General features: G+C 60.5%; 19 protein-coding genes and 1 tRNA gene. 7 read left to right on the top strand and 13 right to left on the bottom strand.

Annotation, left to right across the window (positions count from 1 at the left end; translation table 11 throughout):
• On the bottom strand, positions 1–746 hold a 746-nt coding region (locus MOV61_RS08670), incomplete at its 3' end, for a septal ring lytic transglycosylase RlpA family protein (protein ID WP_247136286.1).
• 255 nt (positions 747–1,001) lie between these two features.
• Positions 1,002–1,250, bottom strand: a complete 249-nt coding sequence (locus MOV61_RS08675) for a DUF6894 family protein (RefSeq protein WP_247136287.1) — start codon at positions 1,248–1,250, stop codon at positions 1,002–1,004.
• A gap of 145 nt (positions 1,251–1,395) precedes the next feature.
• Between MOV61_RS08675 and MOV61_RS08680 the strand changes: the two genes are divergently transcribed.
• Positions 1,396–2,115: a Crp/Fnr family transcriptional regulator gene (locus MOV61_RS08680; protein WP_247136288.1), complete on the top strand. Its 720-nt coding sequence runs from the start codon at positions 1,396–1,398 to the stop codon at positions 2,113–2,115.
• Positions 2,116–2,209: 94 nt separating this feature from the next.
• Here MOV61_RS08680 and MOV61_RS08685 read toward each other — a convergent pair whose 3' ends face one another.
• Positions 2,210–2,842 carry a TetR/AcrR family transcriptional regulator gene (locus MOV61_RS08685; protein WP_038586896.1) on the bottom strand — a complete coding sequence of 211 codons (633 nt, stop codon included), beginning with the start codon at positions 2,840–2,842 and terminating at the stop codon, positions 2,210–2,212.
• Positions 2,843–2,960: 118 nt separating this feature from the next.
• Here MOV61_RS08685 and MOV61_RS08690 point away from each other — a divergent pair, with 118 nt between their 5' ends.
• Both MOV61_RS08690 and MOV61_RS08695 read left to right on the top strand, forming a co-directional pair.
• Complete coding sequence (locus tag MOV61_RS08690) at positions 2,961–3,389, top strand: Tautomerase enzyme (protein ID WP_247136289.1); 429 nt, start codon at positions 2,961–2,963, stop codon at positions 3,387–3,389.
• Positions 3,390–3,471: 82 nt separating this feature from the next.
• Positions 3,472–3,879, top strand: a complete 408-nt coding sequence (locus MOV61_RS08695; protein WP_247136290.1) for a VOC family protein — start codon at positions 3,472–3,474, stop codon at positions 3,877–3,879.
• Positions 3,880–3,954: 75 nt separating this feature from the next.
• On the opposite strand, the gene MOV61_RS08700 is transcribed toward MOV61_RS08695, so the two are convergent.
• The 4 genes from MOV61_RS08700 to MOV61_RS08715 all read right to left on the bottom strand — a co-directional run bounded on the left by MOV61_RS08700 (position 3,955) and on the right by MOV61_RS08715 (position 6,552).
• Positions 3,955–4,044, bottom strand: a tRNA-Ser gene (locus MOV61_RS08700).
• A 54-nt stretch (positions 4,045–4,098) separates the two neighbouring features.
• Entirely contained in the window at positions 4,099–4,578 is a 480-nt protein-coding gene (locus MOV61_RS08705) for a GNAT family N-acetyltransferase (protein WP_247136291.1), read from the bottom strand.
• A 73-nt stretch (positions 4,579–4,651) separates the two neighbouring features.
• Positions 4,652–5,269, bottom strand: a complete 618-nt coding sequence (locus tag MOV61_RS08710) for a J domain-containing protein (RefSeq protein ID WP_247136292.1) — start codon at positions 5,267–5,269, stop codon at positions 4,652–4,654.
• A 128-nt stretch (positions 5,270–5,397) separates the two neighbouring features.
• On the bottom strand, positions 5,398–6,552 hold the full coding sequence (locus tag MOV61_RS08715) for an MFS transporter (protein ID WP_247136293.1): 1,155 nt from the start codon (positions 6,550–6,552) through the stop codon (positions 5,398–5,400).
• Positions 6,553–6,835: 283 nt separating this feature from the next.
• On the opposite strand from MOV61_RS08715, the gene MOV61_RS08720 reads away from it, so the two are divergent.
• Positions 6,836–7,261, top strand: a complete 426-nt coding sequence (locus MOV61_RS08720) for a DUF4864 domain-containing protein (RefSeq protein ID WP_038543007.1) — start codon at positions 6,836–6,838, stop codon at positions 7,259–7,261.
• A 10-nt stretch (positions 7,262–7,271) separates the two neighbouring features.
• Here MOV61_RS08720 and tgt read toward each other — a convergent pair whose 3' ends face one another.
• The 5 genes from tgt to coaD all read right to left on the bottom strand — a co-directional run bounded on the left by tgt (position 7,272) and on the right by coaD (position 11,232).
• The gene (tgt, locus tag MOV61_RS08725; RefSeq protein WP_247136294.1) at positions 7,272–8,402 is read right to left on the bottom strand and encodes a tRNA guanosine(34) transglycosylase Tgt; all 1,131 of its coding nucleotides are present in this window, start codon (positions 8,400–8,402) and stop codon (positions 7,272–7,274) included.
• Positions 8,399–9,484, bottom strand: a complete 1,086-nt coding sequence (gene queA / locus MOV61_RS08730; protein WP_247136295.1) for a tRNA preQ1(34) S-adenosylmethionine ribosyltransferase-isomerase QueA — start codon at positions 9,482–9,484, stop codon at positions 8,399–8,401. Before queA ends, tgt begins: the two co-directional genes overlap by 4 nt.
• Before the next feature lie 65 nt (positions 9,485–9,549).
• On the bottom strand, positions 9,550–10,059 hold the full coding sequence (locus MOV61_RS08735) for a peptidylprolyl isomerase (RefSeq protein ID WP_038543001.1): 510 nt from the start codon (positions 10,057–10,059) through the stop codon (positions 9,550–9,552).
• Positions 10,060–10,137: 78 nt separating this feature from the next.
• Positions 10,138–10,710 carry a peptidylprolyl isomerase gene (locus tag MOV61_RS08740; RefSeq protein WP_038542999.1) on the bottom strand — a complete coding sequence of 191 codons (573 nt, stop codon included), beginning with the start codon at positions 10,708–10,710 and terminating at the stop codon, positions 10,138–10,140.
• Positions 10,711–10,737: 27 nt separating this feature from the next.
• On the bottom strand, positions 10,738–11,232 hold the full coding sequence (gene coaD, locus MOV61_RS08745; protein WP_038542997.1) for a pantetheine-phosphate adenylyltransferase: 495 nt from the start codon (positions 11,230–11,232) through the stop codon (positions 10,738–10,740).
• Positions 11,233–11,667: 435 nt separating this feature from the next.
• Between coaD and MOV61_RS08750 the strand changes: the two genes are divergently transcribed.
• Entirely contained in the window at positions 11,668–11,823 is a 156-nt protein-coding gene (locus tag MOV61_RS08750) for a hypothetical protein (protein WP_155414821.1), read from the top strand.
• A gap of 29 nt (positions 11,824–11,852) precedes the next feature.
• Entirely contained in the window at positions 11,853–11,996 is a 144-nt protein-coding gene (locus tag MOV61_RS08755; RefSeq protein ID WP_247033037.1) for a hypothetical protein, read from the top strand.
• A gap of 119 nt (positions 11,997–12,115) precedes the next feature.
• On the opposite strand, the gene gyrA is transcribed toward MOV61_RS08755, so the two are convergent.
• Positions 12,116–14,932 (bottom strand): DNA gyrase subunit A, encoded by a 2,817-nt coding sequence (gene gyrA, locus MOV61_RS08760; protein ID WP_247136296.1) that lies wholly within the window; start codon positions 14,930–14,932, stop codon positions 12,116–12,118.
• A gap of 227 nt (positions 14,933–15,159) precedes the next feature.
• Here gyrA and MOV61_RS08765 point away from each other — a divergent pair, with 227 nt between their 5' ends.
• Positions 15,160–15,789 carry a MarC family protein gene (locus tag MOV61_RS08765; protein ID WP_247033031.1) on the top strand — a complete coding sequence of 210 codons (630 nt, stop codon included), beginning with the start codon at positions 15,160–15,162 and terminating at the stop codon, positions 15,787–15,789.
• The last annotated feature ends 102 nt before the right edge of the window (positions 15,790–15,891 follow it).

Genomic DNA, 15,891 nt, shown 5'->3' on the forward strand with positions numbered 1-15,891 from the left:
AGCGCCATCGGCCGCGGCATGGCCGAGCCGTAGCTCTGGAGCTGGTCGCCCAGCGTCTGGTTCGACGCGACCATGACGCCGGTTGCGATCTGGCCTTCCGGCCGGATCGACGGCAGGCGGTCGCCCTTGCGGATGTAGGACGCCATCAGGAACGGCATGTCCTTCCCGTCCATGCGGGCGCGGCCCACATATTGCACGTTCACATGCGCCGTGCCGATCCGCTTCATGTCGAGCAACTCGGCCGTCTTGTCGGAGACGTCGATGATGCGGCCCGGATGATACGGACCGCGGTCGTTGACCCGGACGATGACCGAGGTGCCGTTGTCGATATTGGTCACGCGGGCATAACTCGGCAGCGGAAAGGTCGGATGCGCTGCAGACAGGTGGTCGCTATCGTAAACTTCGCCGTTGGCAGTCAGGCGACCGTGAAACGCCGAGCCGTACCAGGAGGCAAGACCGCTCCTGTTGTAATTCGGATCTTCCTTCGGAACGTAAGTCTGGCCCTTCACCTCATAGGGCTGGCCGACCATGAACCGGCCGCCACCCTTCGGCACGGGCCGGCCGTCGCCGACCACGCGCGGGCTCGCCTTAACGCCATATTCCTTTTCGGAGAAATACTCTTTGCTGCGGGGTTTCGATTTCGGTGCCTCGGTCGTGGCGCAGGACGCCATCCCTGCACAGACCATCGTCATCCCGAGCCATTTCGCACCCAGCGAAAGCTTGCCGCCACTCAAACCCAAACTCATCCGTCCCATGCCGCCTTCACTGCGATACGCCGCAAACGGTCCTCGTAACCGCGCCACTTTTCACAGCCATTGAACCGATCCGAGACATACCCCTATGCCGCGGACTTAATGGAAATGAACTTTTGCTGGCAACGTGGCGAAAATGCGAGTGAAATTGGACACATAGATAAAATTCTATTCAATATGGTTAATGATGCGTAAATAACGGCTGCTTTAAAAGCCAAGTACACCCCGAATAACTTCGAGGTTACATAGTCAGAGTTCCGGTTCATCATGCCACTGCGTCTGGAACGACAGGCGCCCGGTAAACACCGGCTGACCATGTTCGTTACGGACTTCGATCGAGATCGCCCCCTTCCCCCGCTCGGGGAACTCCTCGCGGGCAATGTCCGCCAAGATCCGGCTGACCTCGCGGCTGATCTCCTTGCGAGTCGATATTTCCTGGCCCTCATTGTCACGCACAGGTCCGTCACCGTTGATCAAATCGAAGAAGTATCGCGCCATGCCATGCTCACTGCCCTGAGTATTTATCGTCCCGAATTTCCTTTGCAGGCATTTGTTCCCGGCCAGGGGTCAGTCTTTCCGATGGATCTATATAGCCTCCTCATCCGTTCTTTACCTCGATATTGATGCCCCGCCGAGGATAACCGTGATCGACTCTCTACTTCTCAACCTCGAACAGCACGACGTTCTTACCGATGAAGAGCGCAACATTCTCAGGCGCATCGTCGGCCGTGAACGGCGTTTTCTGGCGGGAGAGGATTTCGTCGCCGAGGGATCGAGGCCCGGCTACAGCAGCCTGCTCGTCGACGGGTTCGCTGCCCGATACAAACTGACGGCGGAAGGCACGCGGCAGATCACGGCAATCCACGTCGCCGGGGATTTCGTCGACCTGCACGCCTTCCTGCTGAAAACCATGGACCACGGCGTCGTCGCGCTTTCCCCATGCCATGTCAGCCTTTGTGACCATTCAGACCTGAAGCAGGTGACGGAACAGCATCCGCACCTGACCCGGATGTTGTGGCTCGATACGCTGATCCACGGCTCGATCCACCGCGCCTGGATCGTCGCCATGGGGCGGCGCTCCAAAGTTTCGCACCTCGCCCACATTCTTTGCGAACTCTATGTCCGGCTGGACGTGGTCCGCCGCACCAACGGCTGGAGCTTTCACCTCCCGCTCTCGCAGAGCGAAATGGCCGACGTCCTGGGATTGTCGCTCGTCCACATGAACCGCGTCATCCAGACGCTCAGGCGAGAACGCCTGATCTCCTGGTCCAACCAGACGATCACCATTCTCGACTGGGAGCGCTTGCAGGAGGTGGCGGAATTCGATCCGACCTACCTGAGCCTATCCGTGGAGCCGCGGTGACAAGAGGTAAGCTATCGCTGCGCGGTGTCGTGATACGCCTACAAACGAAGATGGGCACGACATGTACGCTATAGCCCTCTAACGCCGCACAACTTCAATGGTCGGCAGAACCTGAATGCGCGCTGTCCAACGCCTTCGGGCCGGCCAAGCGTAACGCTGCCTGCCCTACGAGGTGGGCGATGCGGTTCGACAACTCCGGGTCCGATACGGCTCGGGCAAGCGTAACGCCTCCGCTGAGCATGGCGAGCAGGACGATAGCCTGATCTTTTCGCGAACCGGCGGACGTGCTTGGAGCATCATTCTCCGGCAACCCTGCGGCGACCTCTTCGACGAGACGCTTCAGCTCTGCCGTATAAGCAGCGCGCGTATCGTCATCGGCGCGCATCACGTCGGTGGACAGGCTCGGCAAGGCACAGCTTTCGCCAAGATCGCAGGTCCGTTTGTAACCAAGATAGAATCCCACAAAGGTCGTCAGCCAGTTTGTCTGTTCGCTGCCTTTGAGCGCGGCAATCCCTTGCCGCAACTCTTCCAAGCCTGACAGCACGGCGGTGCGGAAAGCTTCGCTCTTGGACTTAAAGTGCCCATAGAAGGCGCCGTTGGTCACGCCAGCGGCCTTGGTTAATGCTTCGATGCCGCCGCCGCCATAGCCCTCCTTCCGGAAAACCCGGCCCGCCGCCGCCACGATCTTCGATTTGGTCTCCTGCTTATGCTCCGGGCTGTAGCGCATGCCGTCCTCATTGAGAGTGATCTCTCTTTATCGCTTGAATAAAGAGTGATCGGTGTTTATGAATAGAGAGCATTCGGTATATATCAAATGCCTTTCCTGTTCAAATGAGGAGAACTCCATGCCCATTACGCTCACCGTGCCCGAAGGCCTGCTATCGCCACAATCGCAGGCCGAGGCCTTTTCCGGACTAGCAGACGCGATTCTCGAAGTCTCGGGTCTGACCGGGAATGCCTTCATGACGGCCAACATCGTCGGCTCGATCAACGTGTTGCCGAAGGAACATATACTTGCCGGTGGCAAGGTGGTGGCGGCAGCTTTTGTCGAACTTAAGCTCCCCGAGATCGCCCTGGCGACGCCTGAGGCGAAAAGCGCTTTTATCGAGAAGGCAACGGATATCGTCGAAAAGGCGGCCGGGGGACGGCTGAAGCGTGAACATATCTGGTCAAACATAGTCTACGCTCCCCAAGGAGCCTGGGGCATCGCCGGCCGCAGCTACGACAATGCCAGTTTGATCGAGGCCATAGCGGGCACTGGTGTCCCTCTGTAGCGTTTCGCATCTCTAAATTCCTCAAGGCTGGACTGCGAAATGCGAAGATTTCGCAGTCTGGTATCTCATTGGAGGCCATGCCATGCAGCTTGCCAACTATCTCTTTTTCACGACCCAGTGTGAAGCAGCGCTCGACTTCTATACCAGATGTGGCCTTGGTCGGGTCACGGCGCTCATGCGTCACGGCGACCACGGAGTGCCGCTCGCCTGTGAAGGTATGCGCGGCAAAGTCATGCACTCCCGCTTCGAGGGACCGGGTCTTCTGTTCTTCGCCTCGGACAATCACGATGCCGAGCCGATGCGAGGCTCCGCTCACATGCTCATCCTCGACAATCGCGCCACGACAGACCGATTATTCACGGCGCTTGCCGATGGCGGCCAGATTACCACACATCTGGCGGTGCAGCCGTGGGGGAGCTATTACGGCAAACTCACCGATCGGTTTGGTGTCCAGTGGATGTTGGACTGTCTATCCCAGACCGTCGTATGATAATAGCCAGATGGTGATCGGAGTGCGATGTAGCTGCTGCGCAGAATATCGAGCTTAGCGCGGACAATCAGCAGATGGCGGAAGAGGTGGGATTCGAACCCACGGTACGGTTTCCCGCACGCCGGTTTTCAAGACCGGTTCCTTAAACCACTCGGACACTCTTCCCCGTGCGCTGGCTTTATAACGGTCGCAGGTCCAGCGTCAACCTCACCTGCTCTATCAGCCCTCGGCAAAGCTTTTCAGCGTCTCGCCGGAAAGCCTGTAACGGATCCACTCGTTCATCGGCTCGGCGCCGATCGCCTCGTAGACGCGGATCGCCGGTTCGTTCCAGTCGAGTACGCTCCATTCGAAACGGCCGCAATTGTTGTCGATGGCGATCTGCGCCAGCCGTTTCAGCAGCGCCTTGCCGGCGCCGAGCCCGCGCGCCTTCGGCGTCACATACAGGTCTTCGAGATAAAGCCCGTTTCTCGCCTGCCAGGTCGAATAGCTGAAGAACCAGATGGCCATGCCGATGGGAATGCCGTCCTGTTCGCAGACCAGCGCATGGGTCACCGATCCGGTGCCGAAGATGGAGTTCCCAATCGTCTCGGCGGTCGCCGCGACCTCGTGCTCGGCTTTTTCGTAGATCGCCAACTCGCGGATGAAACCGAGTAATGTCGCCGCATCCTCGCGGACGGCCTCACGTATGGTCAACGCCATCGAAAACCCTTTGGATTGAACGGGCTGAAGCTATGTCTTGAAGCTATATTGGGTGTCAAGACCGGCTGTACGCCTACTCCGCCGCGGTCTTGATCTCGATCACCTCGACCTCGTAGGAATAGCCATCCAGCATGCCATAGGCCTGCTCGATGTTGCCAATCTCGGTCTCGGCCTTGCCGATCGCGTCGTCGATCGCCACGCAGCGGGATTTCAGCATGCGCCCTAGGACGTCCGCGTTGGGCTTGCGGCCGATGCGATCGATATGGTTGCGGATGCGAGCGCGATGGCGCTCCATCTCCAGAATATGGAAGCGGGCGTTGACGATCTTGTCGGTCAGCTTGCGGCGCATGGCGGCGACAGGATCGAAACTGCCTGGCTCGCGCTCGTCGAGGATGATCTCGTTGACCAGCGTTTCGAGAATCATCAGCCCCTGCAGATCCTTGGTATCGGCGAGTTCCGGGTCGTAACCGGTGTCGTCGTAGACCTTGCGGCGGACGGGATCGCAAAGAAGTTCATAGGATGCCGTCAGTTTTCCGAACGCATCGACGTCGCCGCCGGCGTCCGGATGAACCGTTTTTGCGCGTTTGCGATAGGCCGACTTGATGGCAACGCCATCCGCCTCCCGCGAAACACCAAGCATCTCATAAGGGTCGATCACAGTGTCACCTGTTTTCGGCAAATCCGATTTCATTGTCTAACGGCTAAGGCCAGTGGTCTCAACCCCTCGCCCACTGTTATGGCCAATTATGGGCAGGGTCATGCCCCTGCCCGCCTTTCCCACAGGCTAGTCCGATGGGTCCGCAGGCTGGCCCGTTCGGGCTATCTCCGCCGGCGCGGCCAGGACAGGCGGCGGCCTTCGGCGACGGGCGCCATCAGGAAGCTGACCAGCACGCAGGGCAACAATACCAGGAAGGTCGCGACAAGGCTGACATGCTCGGCGATGAAGCCGAGCAGTGGCGGCACGCCGATCGTCGACAGCATCAGCGTCAGCGACAGCGCCGCAAGGTTTTCCGAGGGCCTGCCCTTGCCGAGCGCGATCGTCGTCGAGACTGCCAGCGGAAAAGCCAGCGCCACGCCGCAACCGATCAGAAAAAGTGCGGCGCCGGCAAGCGTCAGGCTCGGCATCGCCACAAGGAGTACAATCCCAAGAGCAACGGAAACGGCCGAGGCCCGCACCAGGATCATGGGGCCGAAACTATCCCGCAGCATGTCGCCGGAAAGCCGCGTCAACCCCATACCGACGGTAAAGGCAGCATAAAGCACGCCGGCAATCGCCGGGTCGGCCTTCAGCTGTTCGCGCAGAAAAAAGATGCCCCAGTCGTAGACCGCGCCCTCGACGATGCAGAGGCCGAAAACCATCACGCAGATCAACACGATCGTCCTGTCGGGAAGCACGTAGGCAGATCCCTTGCGATCGGGCGGCGTCTCCGGTGCCGGGTCTCTTGGGGTAACCCAGAAGACGAACAAACAGGCGGCGATAACGAAACCGGTGGCGAGCGTCTGCTGCACAAAGGGCGTCACCGCCTTTTCGGCGAGGAAGCCGGAACAAAGAGAGCCGGCCAGCAGGCCGACCGACCAGAAACCATGGCTGCGGGACAGTACCTTCCGGCCCGTCCGCTGCTCTATGCCGGCGGAAATCATGTTGGCCGCCACGTCGAAAATGGTGCGGAAAAAACCGAACAGAAAGAAACAGATCACGAACCCGGCGACCGGAAGGATTGTCAGCGCCGGCGTCAGCAGGGCGCAGATCGGCAAGGTGACGAGCGCCGTCAGCCGCGGCGTCAGACGGTCGTTGATGCGGCCGGCCAGCGGCAACGCGAGAAAGGTGCCGACAGGTGCGCTCAGCAGGGCCAGACCGAGGCCGGCCTTGTCGATTCCAAGCGACGCCTGGATAGCCGGCAACCGCGTGAACAGCGAAATGAAGAGGATGGCATTGCTGAAATAAAGCAGCGCCGGCGGTAAAAGATTTTTCATCGAAATGCATGTCCGGGCGAATCAAATTTCCCGCTGCATTCCTGACAGCGTCGATGGATACCGACAAGCCGCGATAACGGGACGCTGCCTTGCGCCACCCACAGGCGGAATATCACGAAAACGTGCGGATAGCGGCAGGGGCCGCTTCGACACGTCATCATTCTGTAATCATTCGGATTCGTTTGCATTCCAGAAAGGCGTTGCGCGAAAATTTTGCAGGCGCCATCTTCTCCTTGCGCCTAAAGGCGCTAGCCTTCTTGTGCTCGCCCTTGGAGAAAGCCCGATGCTGGTTCGATATGTTGCCATCGTTCTGTGTTTCGCTCTCTGTTCCTTTACCGCCGTCAAAGCCGAGGATCCGGTCGCCAATGCCCAGGCGGTGATTTCCAGCCAGATCGCTGCGCTGATGCATGACGACGCGGAAAAAGCCTATTCCTTCGCCTCGCCCGGGATCCGCAGTCTCTATCCCAATAAGGACCGGTTCCTGGATATGGTGCGGAAAACCTACGAGCCGGTCTATCATGCCGGCAACTATGCCTTCGGCCGCTCGAAGATGATCGGCGGCGGTGAAGTGGTGCTGCAGGAAGTGATGATCAGCGCCAAGGAGGGCAAGGACTGGACGGCCATCTACGAAATGCGGCTGATGGACGACGGGTCCTACAAGGTCAACGGCGTGCGGATGATCCGCAACACCGCCAGCCAGGGTATCTGACGCCCTTTAATCAGACCGGATCGATATCGCCCTTCGCCCACATTTCCTGGGTTTCGGCATAGAAATCGGCGAACCGACCCTCGGCGATCGCCTGGCGGATACCTTTCATCAGGTCCTGATAATAGTTCAGGTTGTTCCAGGAGAGCAGCATGCCGCCGAGCGCTTCGTCGGCGCGCACGAGGTGATGCAGGTAGGCGCGGGAATAATCGCGCGCCGCCGGGCAGTTCGATTCCTCGTCCAGCGGCCGCATGTCCTCCGCATGACGGGCGTTGCGGATATTGACCTTGCCGCGCCGGGTGAAGGCAAGTCCATGGCGGCCCGAACGGGTCGGCATCACGCAATCGAACATGTCGATGCCGCGCGCCACCGATTTCAGCATGTCGTCCGGCGTGCCGACGCCCATCAGGTAACGCGGCTTTTCGAACGGCAGAATGGGAAGCGTGGTTTCGAGCATCTTCAGCATGACGTCCTGCGGCTCGCCGACGGCAAGGCCGCCGACCGCATAACCCTTCAGATCGAGCTGTTTCAGGCCCTCCGCCGAGCGGATGCGAAGCTCGGGCTGGTCGCCGCCCTGGACGATGCCGAACATCGCCTTGCCCGGCTGATCGCCGAAGGCGACGCGGCAGCGCTCGGCCCAGCGCAGCGACAGTTCCATCGCCCGCTCGATTTCCTTGGGTTCGGCAGGCAGCGCCACGCATTCGTCGAGTTGCATCTGGATGTCGGAGCCGAGCAGCCCCTGGATCTCGATCGAGCGCTCCGGCGACATGTGATGCAGGCTGCCGTCGACATGGCTCTTGAAGGTGACGCCCTTCTCGTCGAGCTTCCGAAGGCCCGACAGCGACATGACCTGGAAACCGCCGCTATCGGTGAGGATCGGATGTTTCCAGCGGATTAGTTCGTGGAGACCACCAAGCCGCGCAACACGCTCGGCGCCCGGCCGCAGCATCAGGTGATAGGTATTGCCGAGAATGATATCGGCACCGGTATCGCGCACCTGGTCGAGATACATGGCCTTGACGGTGCCGACCGTGCCGACCGGCATGAAGGCCGGGGTGCGGATCGTGCCCCGCGGCATGGTGATCTCACCGAGCCGCGCGCCGCCATCGGTGGCCTTGAGATTGAACTGGAAAGTCTCGGTCATCGGTTGTCCCGGAAAAGAAGGCTGGAATCGCCATAGGAGTAAAAGCGGTAACCGGTTTCGATCGCGTGGGAATAGGCCGCCCGCATCGTCTCCAGACCGCAGAAGGCCGAAACGAGCATGAACAGCGTCGATCGCGGCAGGTGGAAATTGGTCATCAGCATATCGACCGCCTTGAAGCGGTAGCCCGGCGTGATGAATATGCCGGTCGCGCCGCTCCAGGGTTTTATCGTGCCGTCATCGGCAGCGGCGCTTTCGATCAGCCGCAGCGAGGTGGTGCCGACGCAGACGATGCGCCCGCCAGCGCGTTTCACCGCATTCAGCCGCGCCGCTGTCTCGGCGCTGACGTGGCCGATCTCCTGATGCATCTTGTGCTCAGTCGTGTCGTCGGCCTTGACCGGCAGGAAGGTCCCTGCCCCGACATGCAGCGTCACGAAATGCCGCTCGATGCCTGCGGCGTCGAGTGCCGCGAAAAGCTCCGGCGTAAAGTGCAGGCCCGCAGTCGGTGCCGCGACGGCGCCCTCCTCGCGGGCATAGATGGTCTGGTAGTCCTTTTGGTCCTGTGCATCTTCCGGGCGCTTGGCGGCAATATAGGGTGGCAGCGGAATGTGCCCGACCGCCATGATCGCTTCGTCGAGTGCCGGGCCGGAAAGATCGAAGCGCAGGGTGACTTCACCGCCCTCGCCCTTGTCTTCCACGGTTGCGGCAAGCGAACCGATCAGGCAGGCATTGCCACTATCACCGAATTCGATCCGGTCGCCGGTCTTGATGCGTTTTCCAGGCTTGGCGAAGGCCTTCCAGCGATCGGGGGCGACGCGCATATGCAGCGTCGCGGAAACCTGCTGGCCGCCCGCTCCTTCGCGATGGCGGATGCCTTCCAGCTGCGCCGGTATGACCTTGGTGTCGTTGAAGACCAGCGCGTCGCCCGGTTTCAGGAAAGCCGGCAGATCGGACACGCGGTGATCGGCAAGCACCAGTTCACTCTCCGGCCGGACGACAAGCAGCCGGGCGCTGTCGCGCGGGCTGGCGGGCCTGAGTGCGATATTTTCTTCCGGGAGATCGAAGTCGAAGAGATCGACGCGCATGGATTTTCCAAAAAAGCGAAGCCCGCCCCGCCGGCAGACGGAGCGGGCAATTTATTCCGTCGAGATCAGACGTCGGCGGCGACGCGAACAGACACGATCGAGTCGGGATCCTTGACCGGCTCGCCCTTCTTGATCTGGTCGATGAAGTCCATGCCTTCGATGACCTGACCCCAGACGGTGTACTGCTTGTTCAGCCACGGTGCATCGGTGAAGCAGATGAAGAACTGCGAATTGGCCGAGTTCGGGCTCTGCGAACGGGCCATGGAGCAGGTGCCGCGTACATGCGGAACGGCGGAGAATTCAGCCTTCAGGTCCGGCTTTTCCGAGCCGCCCATGCCGGCACGGGCCGGGTTGAAGCTCTCGGAACCCTGCTTGCCGAACTTCACGTCACCCGTCTGGGCCATGAAATCGGGAATGACGCGGTGGAAAACGACGCCGTCATAGGCATTTTCGCGGGCAAGTTCCTTGATGCGGGCAACGTGGCCCGGCGCCAGATCCGGAAGCAACGAAATGACAACCTTGCCCTTGGTGGTTTCCACAATGAGGGTGTTTTCCGGATCCTTGATCTCGGCCATGTGCTTTCTCCTTAATTCGGCGCCCGATTGTCGTCCGCGACGGGGCGCCCTTCGTTTAGTTCTTCGCCTTTTGGGCGCCTACTTCTTGCCGACAGTGACCTTGATCATCTTGTCGGGATCGGTGACCTCGCCGTTGCCGCCCTGGCCACGCTTGATCTTGTCGACGAATTCCATGCCCGACACGACCTTGCCGACCGCCGTGTACTGGCCGTCCAGGCTCGGATATTTGGTGAACATGATGAAGAATTGCGAGTTCGCGGAATTCGGATCCTGCGAGCGCGCCATGCCGACGATGCCGCGCTCGAACGGTACCTTCGAGAATTCGGCCGGAATGTTGGGCATTTCAGAACCGCCCATGCCGGCGCGGGCCGGGTTGAAGCTTTTGCCGCCCTGCTTGCCGAACTGCACGTCGCCCGTCTGAGCCATGAAGCCGTTGATGACGCGATGGAAGACGACATTGTCGTATTCGCCCTTGGCGGCGAGCGCCTTGATCTGCGCCACATGTTTCGGTGCGACTTCCGGCATCAGCTGGATCACCACCGGGCCATCCTTCAGCTGGATGGTCAGGAAATCATCCGGCGCGGCAAGAGCCGGCAGGACCATCGAAGCGAGGGCGAAAGCGCCGGCAACGGCAAGACGAAGCAGTCTCATGGAAAGGACTCCGGGGTTCGGAAACGATCAGCGTTTCAGCTTGTTGTTCAGGGCCTTGAGGACCGCGGCAGGCACGAAGGCGCTGACGTCGCCGCCCATGGCTGCGATCTGCCGGACCAATGTGGCCGTAATGGGCCGCGAGGCGGTGCCGGCCGGCAGGAAAACAGTCTGGATATCCGGCGCCATCTGCCGGTTCATGCCAGCCATCTGCATTTCATAATCGAGATCGGTGCCATCGCGCAGGCCTCGGATCAGAAGCCCGGCGCCGTTGGCGCGGGCGGCGTCAACCACCAGCTTGTCGAATGAAACGACCGAAACATGGCCCGCCCTGTCCGGCAGCGCCTCTGCAAGCGACGCCCTGATGAGTTCGGCCCGCTCCTCGAAGGTGAACATCGGCACCTTGCCCGGATGAATGCCGATCGCGACGATCACCGTGTCCGCGACATTCAGCGCCTGGACAAGCACGTCCAGATGGCCGTGTGTCATCGGATCGAAAGAACCGGGATAAAAAGCAGTTGTCATGCCGAGGTCCGGGCCTGTTTCAGCGAAATTTTGACGCCTTTTGTCACGGAAGCCGCTCTACCGCAAGCATCTCGCAATTCTGAACGAAAGATGAATGGCCCGTTCAAGGGCGTTTCAGCGGCCCTGTGGTCTTATGACGATCGTGGCGGGTGAAAGACCCGTCCGTATCTCGGGAGAAACGACGACAAATGCTGGCTTTGATGGTGATGGGAGCGGTGGTTCTCGCTTTTGCACTGGAGGCTTTCGTTGTCGCCTTCGGATCGGAAGAAGCCTGAAAGACTTTGAATTCTGAACGCCAGATGAACAGAGCATTCAAGGAGGCTTCAGAGCGGCAAGGTTAAGTATCTCTCAAAATGCGGTGGAACCTGTTTGCGCGGTGCGCGTTCAGGCTAACAAGAAGGACAGATGGCGATGATCGCGAGAAGGAAAACGATCATGCTGGACAAGATCACCATGATCAACCTGGTTTGGACGGCCATGATTGCGGTGATGCTGACGGCAACAGTAACCCTTTATCAAGATAAATCCCAATTGGCAGATCTGAATTATCCGCAGGTAACGGGTCGTTATAGCGATCTCTCGTACTACTGAGGCGGATACACGGACCAGAAAGGATCCCCATGTTCGTGACGTTGACAGTACTTGCAGGTTTGATCAGCATCATGTTCGTGGCTTCCGTGGCCTCAACGATTTCCGAGCTCCAGCGCGAACGTGCCGACATGAAGGATTTCAGGGATTTCGCGCGCCGTCACAGCGCATTCTGACGATTTCACTGTAGCGAACCGCCTTCACAGACTTTCCCGTCGCAAGCGGTTCAAACAAAAGCCGGAGGATTTTCGTCCTCCGGCTTTTTAGTGTGCCCGGTTTTTAGGGGGAATGCGGCCTATTCGGCCGCACCCTCATCCGTCGGGCCGGCTTCCGGGGCGGCGGCGCCGAGATCACCGGTCTCGCTGACGATTTCCTCCGGCAGGCCATTGCCGTTCTCCTCGTCGCCTTCCGGCTCGCTGATACGCTCGACCGAAACAACCTTCTCGTCTTTCGCCGTCGAGAAGATCGTGACGCCCTTCGTGGCGCGGCTGGCGATGCGGATGCCGTTGACCGGCACGCGGATCAGCACGCCGCCATCGGACACGAGCATGATCTGGTCGTTGTCCTCAATCGGGAAGGCGGCGACCAGTTCGCCGATCTCCGCGGTCTTGGACGTATCGGTGGCGCGGATGCCCTTGCCGCCACGGCCCGATGTGCGGAAGTCGTAGGAGGATGACCGCTTGCCAAAACCTTTTTCCGAAACCGTCAGCACGAACTGCTCGCGGGCCTTCAATTCCTCGTAACGCTCATCGGAGAGCTGTCCCTCATCGGTGACTTCCTCACCCACGAGAGCGATGTCCTCCTCGTCCACGCCAGCGGCGCGACGTTCGGTCGCCGAACGCTTGAGATAGGCCGCACGCTCCCAGGGCTCCGCATCCACATGGCCGACAATGGTCATGGAGATGATGCGGTCGCTGTCGCCAAGCGTGATGCCGCGCACGCCGATCGAATTGCGGCCGGCAAAGACGCGCACGTCACCGACGGGGAAGCGAATGCACTGGCCGAGCGCGGTGGTCAGCAGCACGTCGTCCTGATCGGTGCAGGTCTCGACGGAGAGGATTTCGTCGCCCTCCTCCTCGAGCTTCATGGCAATCTTGCCGTTGCGGTTGACCTGCACGAAGTCCGACAGCTTGTTGCGGCGAACGGTGCCGCGAGTGGTCGAGAACATGACGTCGAGGTTATCCCAGGTTGCCTCGTCCTCGGGCAGCGGCATGATCGTGGTGATGCGTTCGCCGGGTTCCAGCGGCAGCATGTTGATCAATGCCTTGCCGCGGGACTGCGGCGTGCCGATCGGCAGGCGCCAGACCTTTTCCTTGTAGACGATGCCGCGCGAGGAGAAGAACAGTACCGGCGTGTGGGTATTGGCCACGAACAGGCGCGTGACGAAATCCTCGTCGCGCGTCGCCATGCCGGAACGGCCCTTGCCGCCGCGACGCTGGGCGCGATAGGTGCCGAGCGTGACGCGCTTGATATAACCGAGATGCGAAACGGTGACGACCATGTCCTCGCGGGCAATCAGATCCTCGTCGTCCATTTCGAGGCCGGCATCGAGGATCTGCGTACGGCGCGGGGTGCCGAATTCGTCACGCACGGCGGCGAGTTCGTCCTTGACGATCGTCTGGATGCGCAGGCGCGACGACAGGATGTCGAGATAGTCGCTGATCTCGGCGCCGATCTTGTTGAGTTCGTCACCGATTTCATCGCGGCCGAGCGCCGTCAGGCGGGCGAGACGGAGCTCGAGGATGGCGCGTGCCTGTTCCTCGGACAGATTGTAGGTGCCGTCCTCATTGATCTTGTGGCGCGGATCGTCGATGAGGCGGATCAGCGCATCGACGTCCTGAGCCGGCCAACGACGGGTCATCAACTGCTCGCGCGCCGTCTGCGGATCGGGAGCGCGGCGGATCAGGAGGATGATCTCGTCGATATTGGCGACTGCGATCGCAAGGCCCACCAAGACGTGGGCGCGTTCGCGAGCCTTGCGCAGCAGGTATTTCGTGCGTCGGCTAACCACTTCCTCGCGGAAGGAGACGAAAGCGCGCAGCATGTCGAGCAGCGCGAGCTGTTCCGGCTTGCCGCCGTTCAGTGCCACCATGTTGCAACCGAAGGAGGTCTGCAGCGGCGTGTAGCGATAGAGCTGGTTGAGGATGACGTCCGCATTGGCATCGCGCTTCAGCTCGACGACAACCCGGTAACCCTGGCGGTCGGATTCGTCGCGCAGGTCGGAAATGCCCTCGATACGCTTTTCGCGCACCAATTCGCCGATCTTCTCGACCATGGTCGCCTTGTTCACCTGGAAGGGAACTTCGGTGATGATGATCTGCTCGCGGTCGCCGCGCATCGGCTCGATCGCCGCGACGCCGCGCATGATCACCGAGCCTCGGCCGGTCTCGTAGGCGGAACGGATACCGGCGCGCCCGAGGATCAGGGCACCTGTCGGAAAGTCCGGACCGGGAATGATCTCCATCATTTCCGGCAGCTCGATCGCCGGGTTGTCGATCAGGGCGATGCAGCCGTTGATCACTTCCACCAGATTGTGCGGCGGGATGTTGGTCGCCATGCCGACGGCGATGCCGCCTGCGCCGTTGACCAAAAGGTTCGGGAATTTCGCCGGCACTACGACGGGCTCGGAGAGCGTGCCGTCATAGTTGTCGCGGAAATCGACGGTTTCCTTGTCGAGATCGTCGAGCAGCGCGTGGGCCGCCTTCTCGAGGCGGCACTCGGTGTAACGTTCGGCCGCCGGCGGGTCGCCGTCGATCGAACCGAAATTGCCCTGACCATCGATCAGCGGCAGGCGGAGCGACCAATCCTGGGCCATGCGCGCCAGCGCGTCATAGATCGCCGAGTTGCCGTGCGGATGGAATTTACCCATCACGTCCCCGGTCACACGGGCGCATTTGACGTATTTCTTGTTCCAGTCGATGCCGAGTTCCGACATTCCGTAGAGGATGCGCCGGTGGACCGGCTTCAATCCGTCGCGGACGTCAGGAAGGGCGCGGCTGACGATGACGCTCATGGCGTAATCGAGGTACGACCGCTGCATCTCTTCCATGATGGAAATGGGTTCGATGCCTGGAGGCAGCTTTCCGCCGCCGGGTGTGCTTTGCTCAGTCAAATCGGATCACGATCTCTGTTCGGAATCAGTTTCTTTTTTATAGCGGAAAGCGGTTCCGAGCGCCAATTTCCACAATGGTTTTGAACAGCTTTTGCGGCTTTAACACGGCTTTTGAACAAGGTCGAAACATGCCGCGACGCGGACGGAGTGGGGTTTCTTTCGCTGCCGGCCTGTCCTAACAATCTTCGCATGCGACTGCAAGGATTGCAGCCTGACAGGGAGAGGATATGGCGACCCCCGATATGCTGGTCAATGCCCTGACCACGATGCTCGTGACACTCGACCCGCCCGGGCTGGCGCCGGTCTTTCTGGGCCTGACCGTCGGCATGACTGCCCTTCAGCGGCGCCAGGTCGCCTTCCGAGGATCGCTGATCGCCTTCGGCATCCTCGCCGTCTTTGCGCTGTTCGGTTCGAGCGTGCTCGGGCTGCTCGGCATATCGATCGGCGCCTTCCGCATTGCCGGCGGCCTGCTGCTCTTCTGGATCTCCTTCGAAATGGTGTTCGAGAAACGCCAGGAGCGGAAGGAAAAGACGTCCCAGGCCGCAATCACCATCGACCATATCCACAATATCGCGGTGTTTCCGCTGGCGTTGCCGCTGATTGCCGGTCCGGGCGCGATCTCAGCCACAGTCCTGCTTTCCGGCACCCTGCCCGGCATTCTCGACCGGGCGCTTCTTATCGGCGTCATCGCGCTGATCATGCTGCTCGTCTACGCAACGCTATTGGTCGCCGAACGGCTCGACCGTTTTCTCGGGGTCACCGGACGGGCAATCCTCACCCGTCTGCTCGGCGTGATCCTTGCGGCGCTCTCCGTCCAGTTCGTCGTCGACGGAGTGCGCTCGGCCTTCAATCTTTAGGCCCGTACTCTTCGGGTAGGACGCAGCCTTCGGTAAGACCCGGGCGACAGAGCGGAATTTTCTGCTAAAACGCGATTCAACCCCACCTCACTCGAAGGTCTC

The organism is Neorhizobium sp. BETTINA12A (assembly GCF_023006485.1).
Lineage (GTDB): Bacteria > Pseudomonadota > Alphaproteobacteria > Rhizobiales > Rhizobiaceae > Neorhizobium.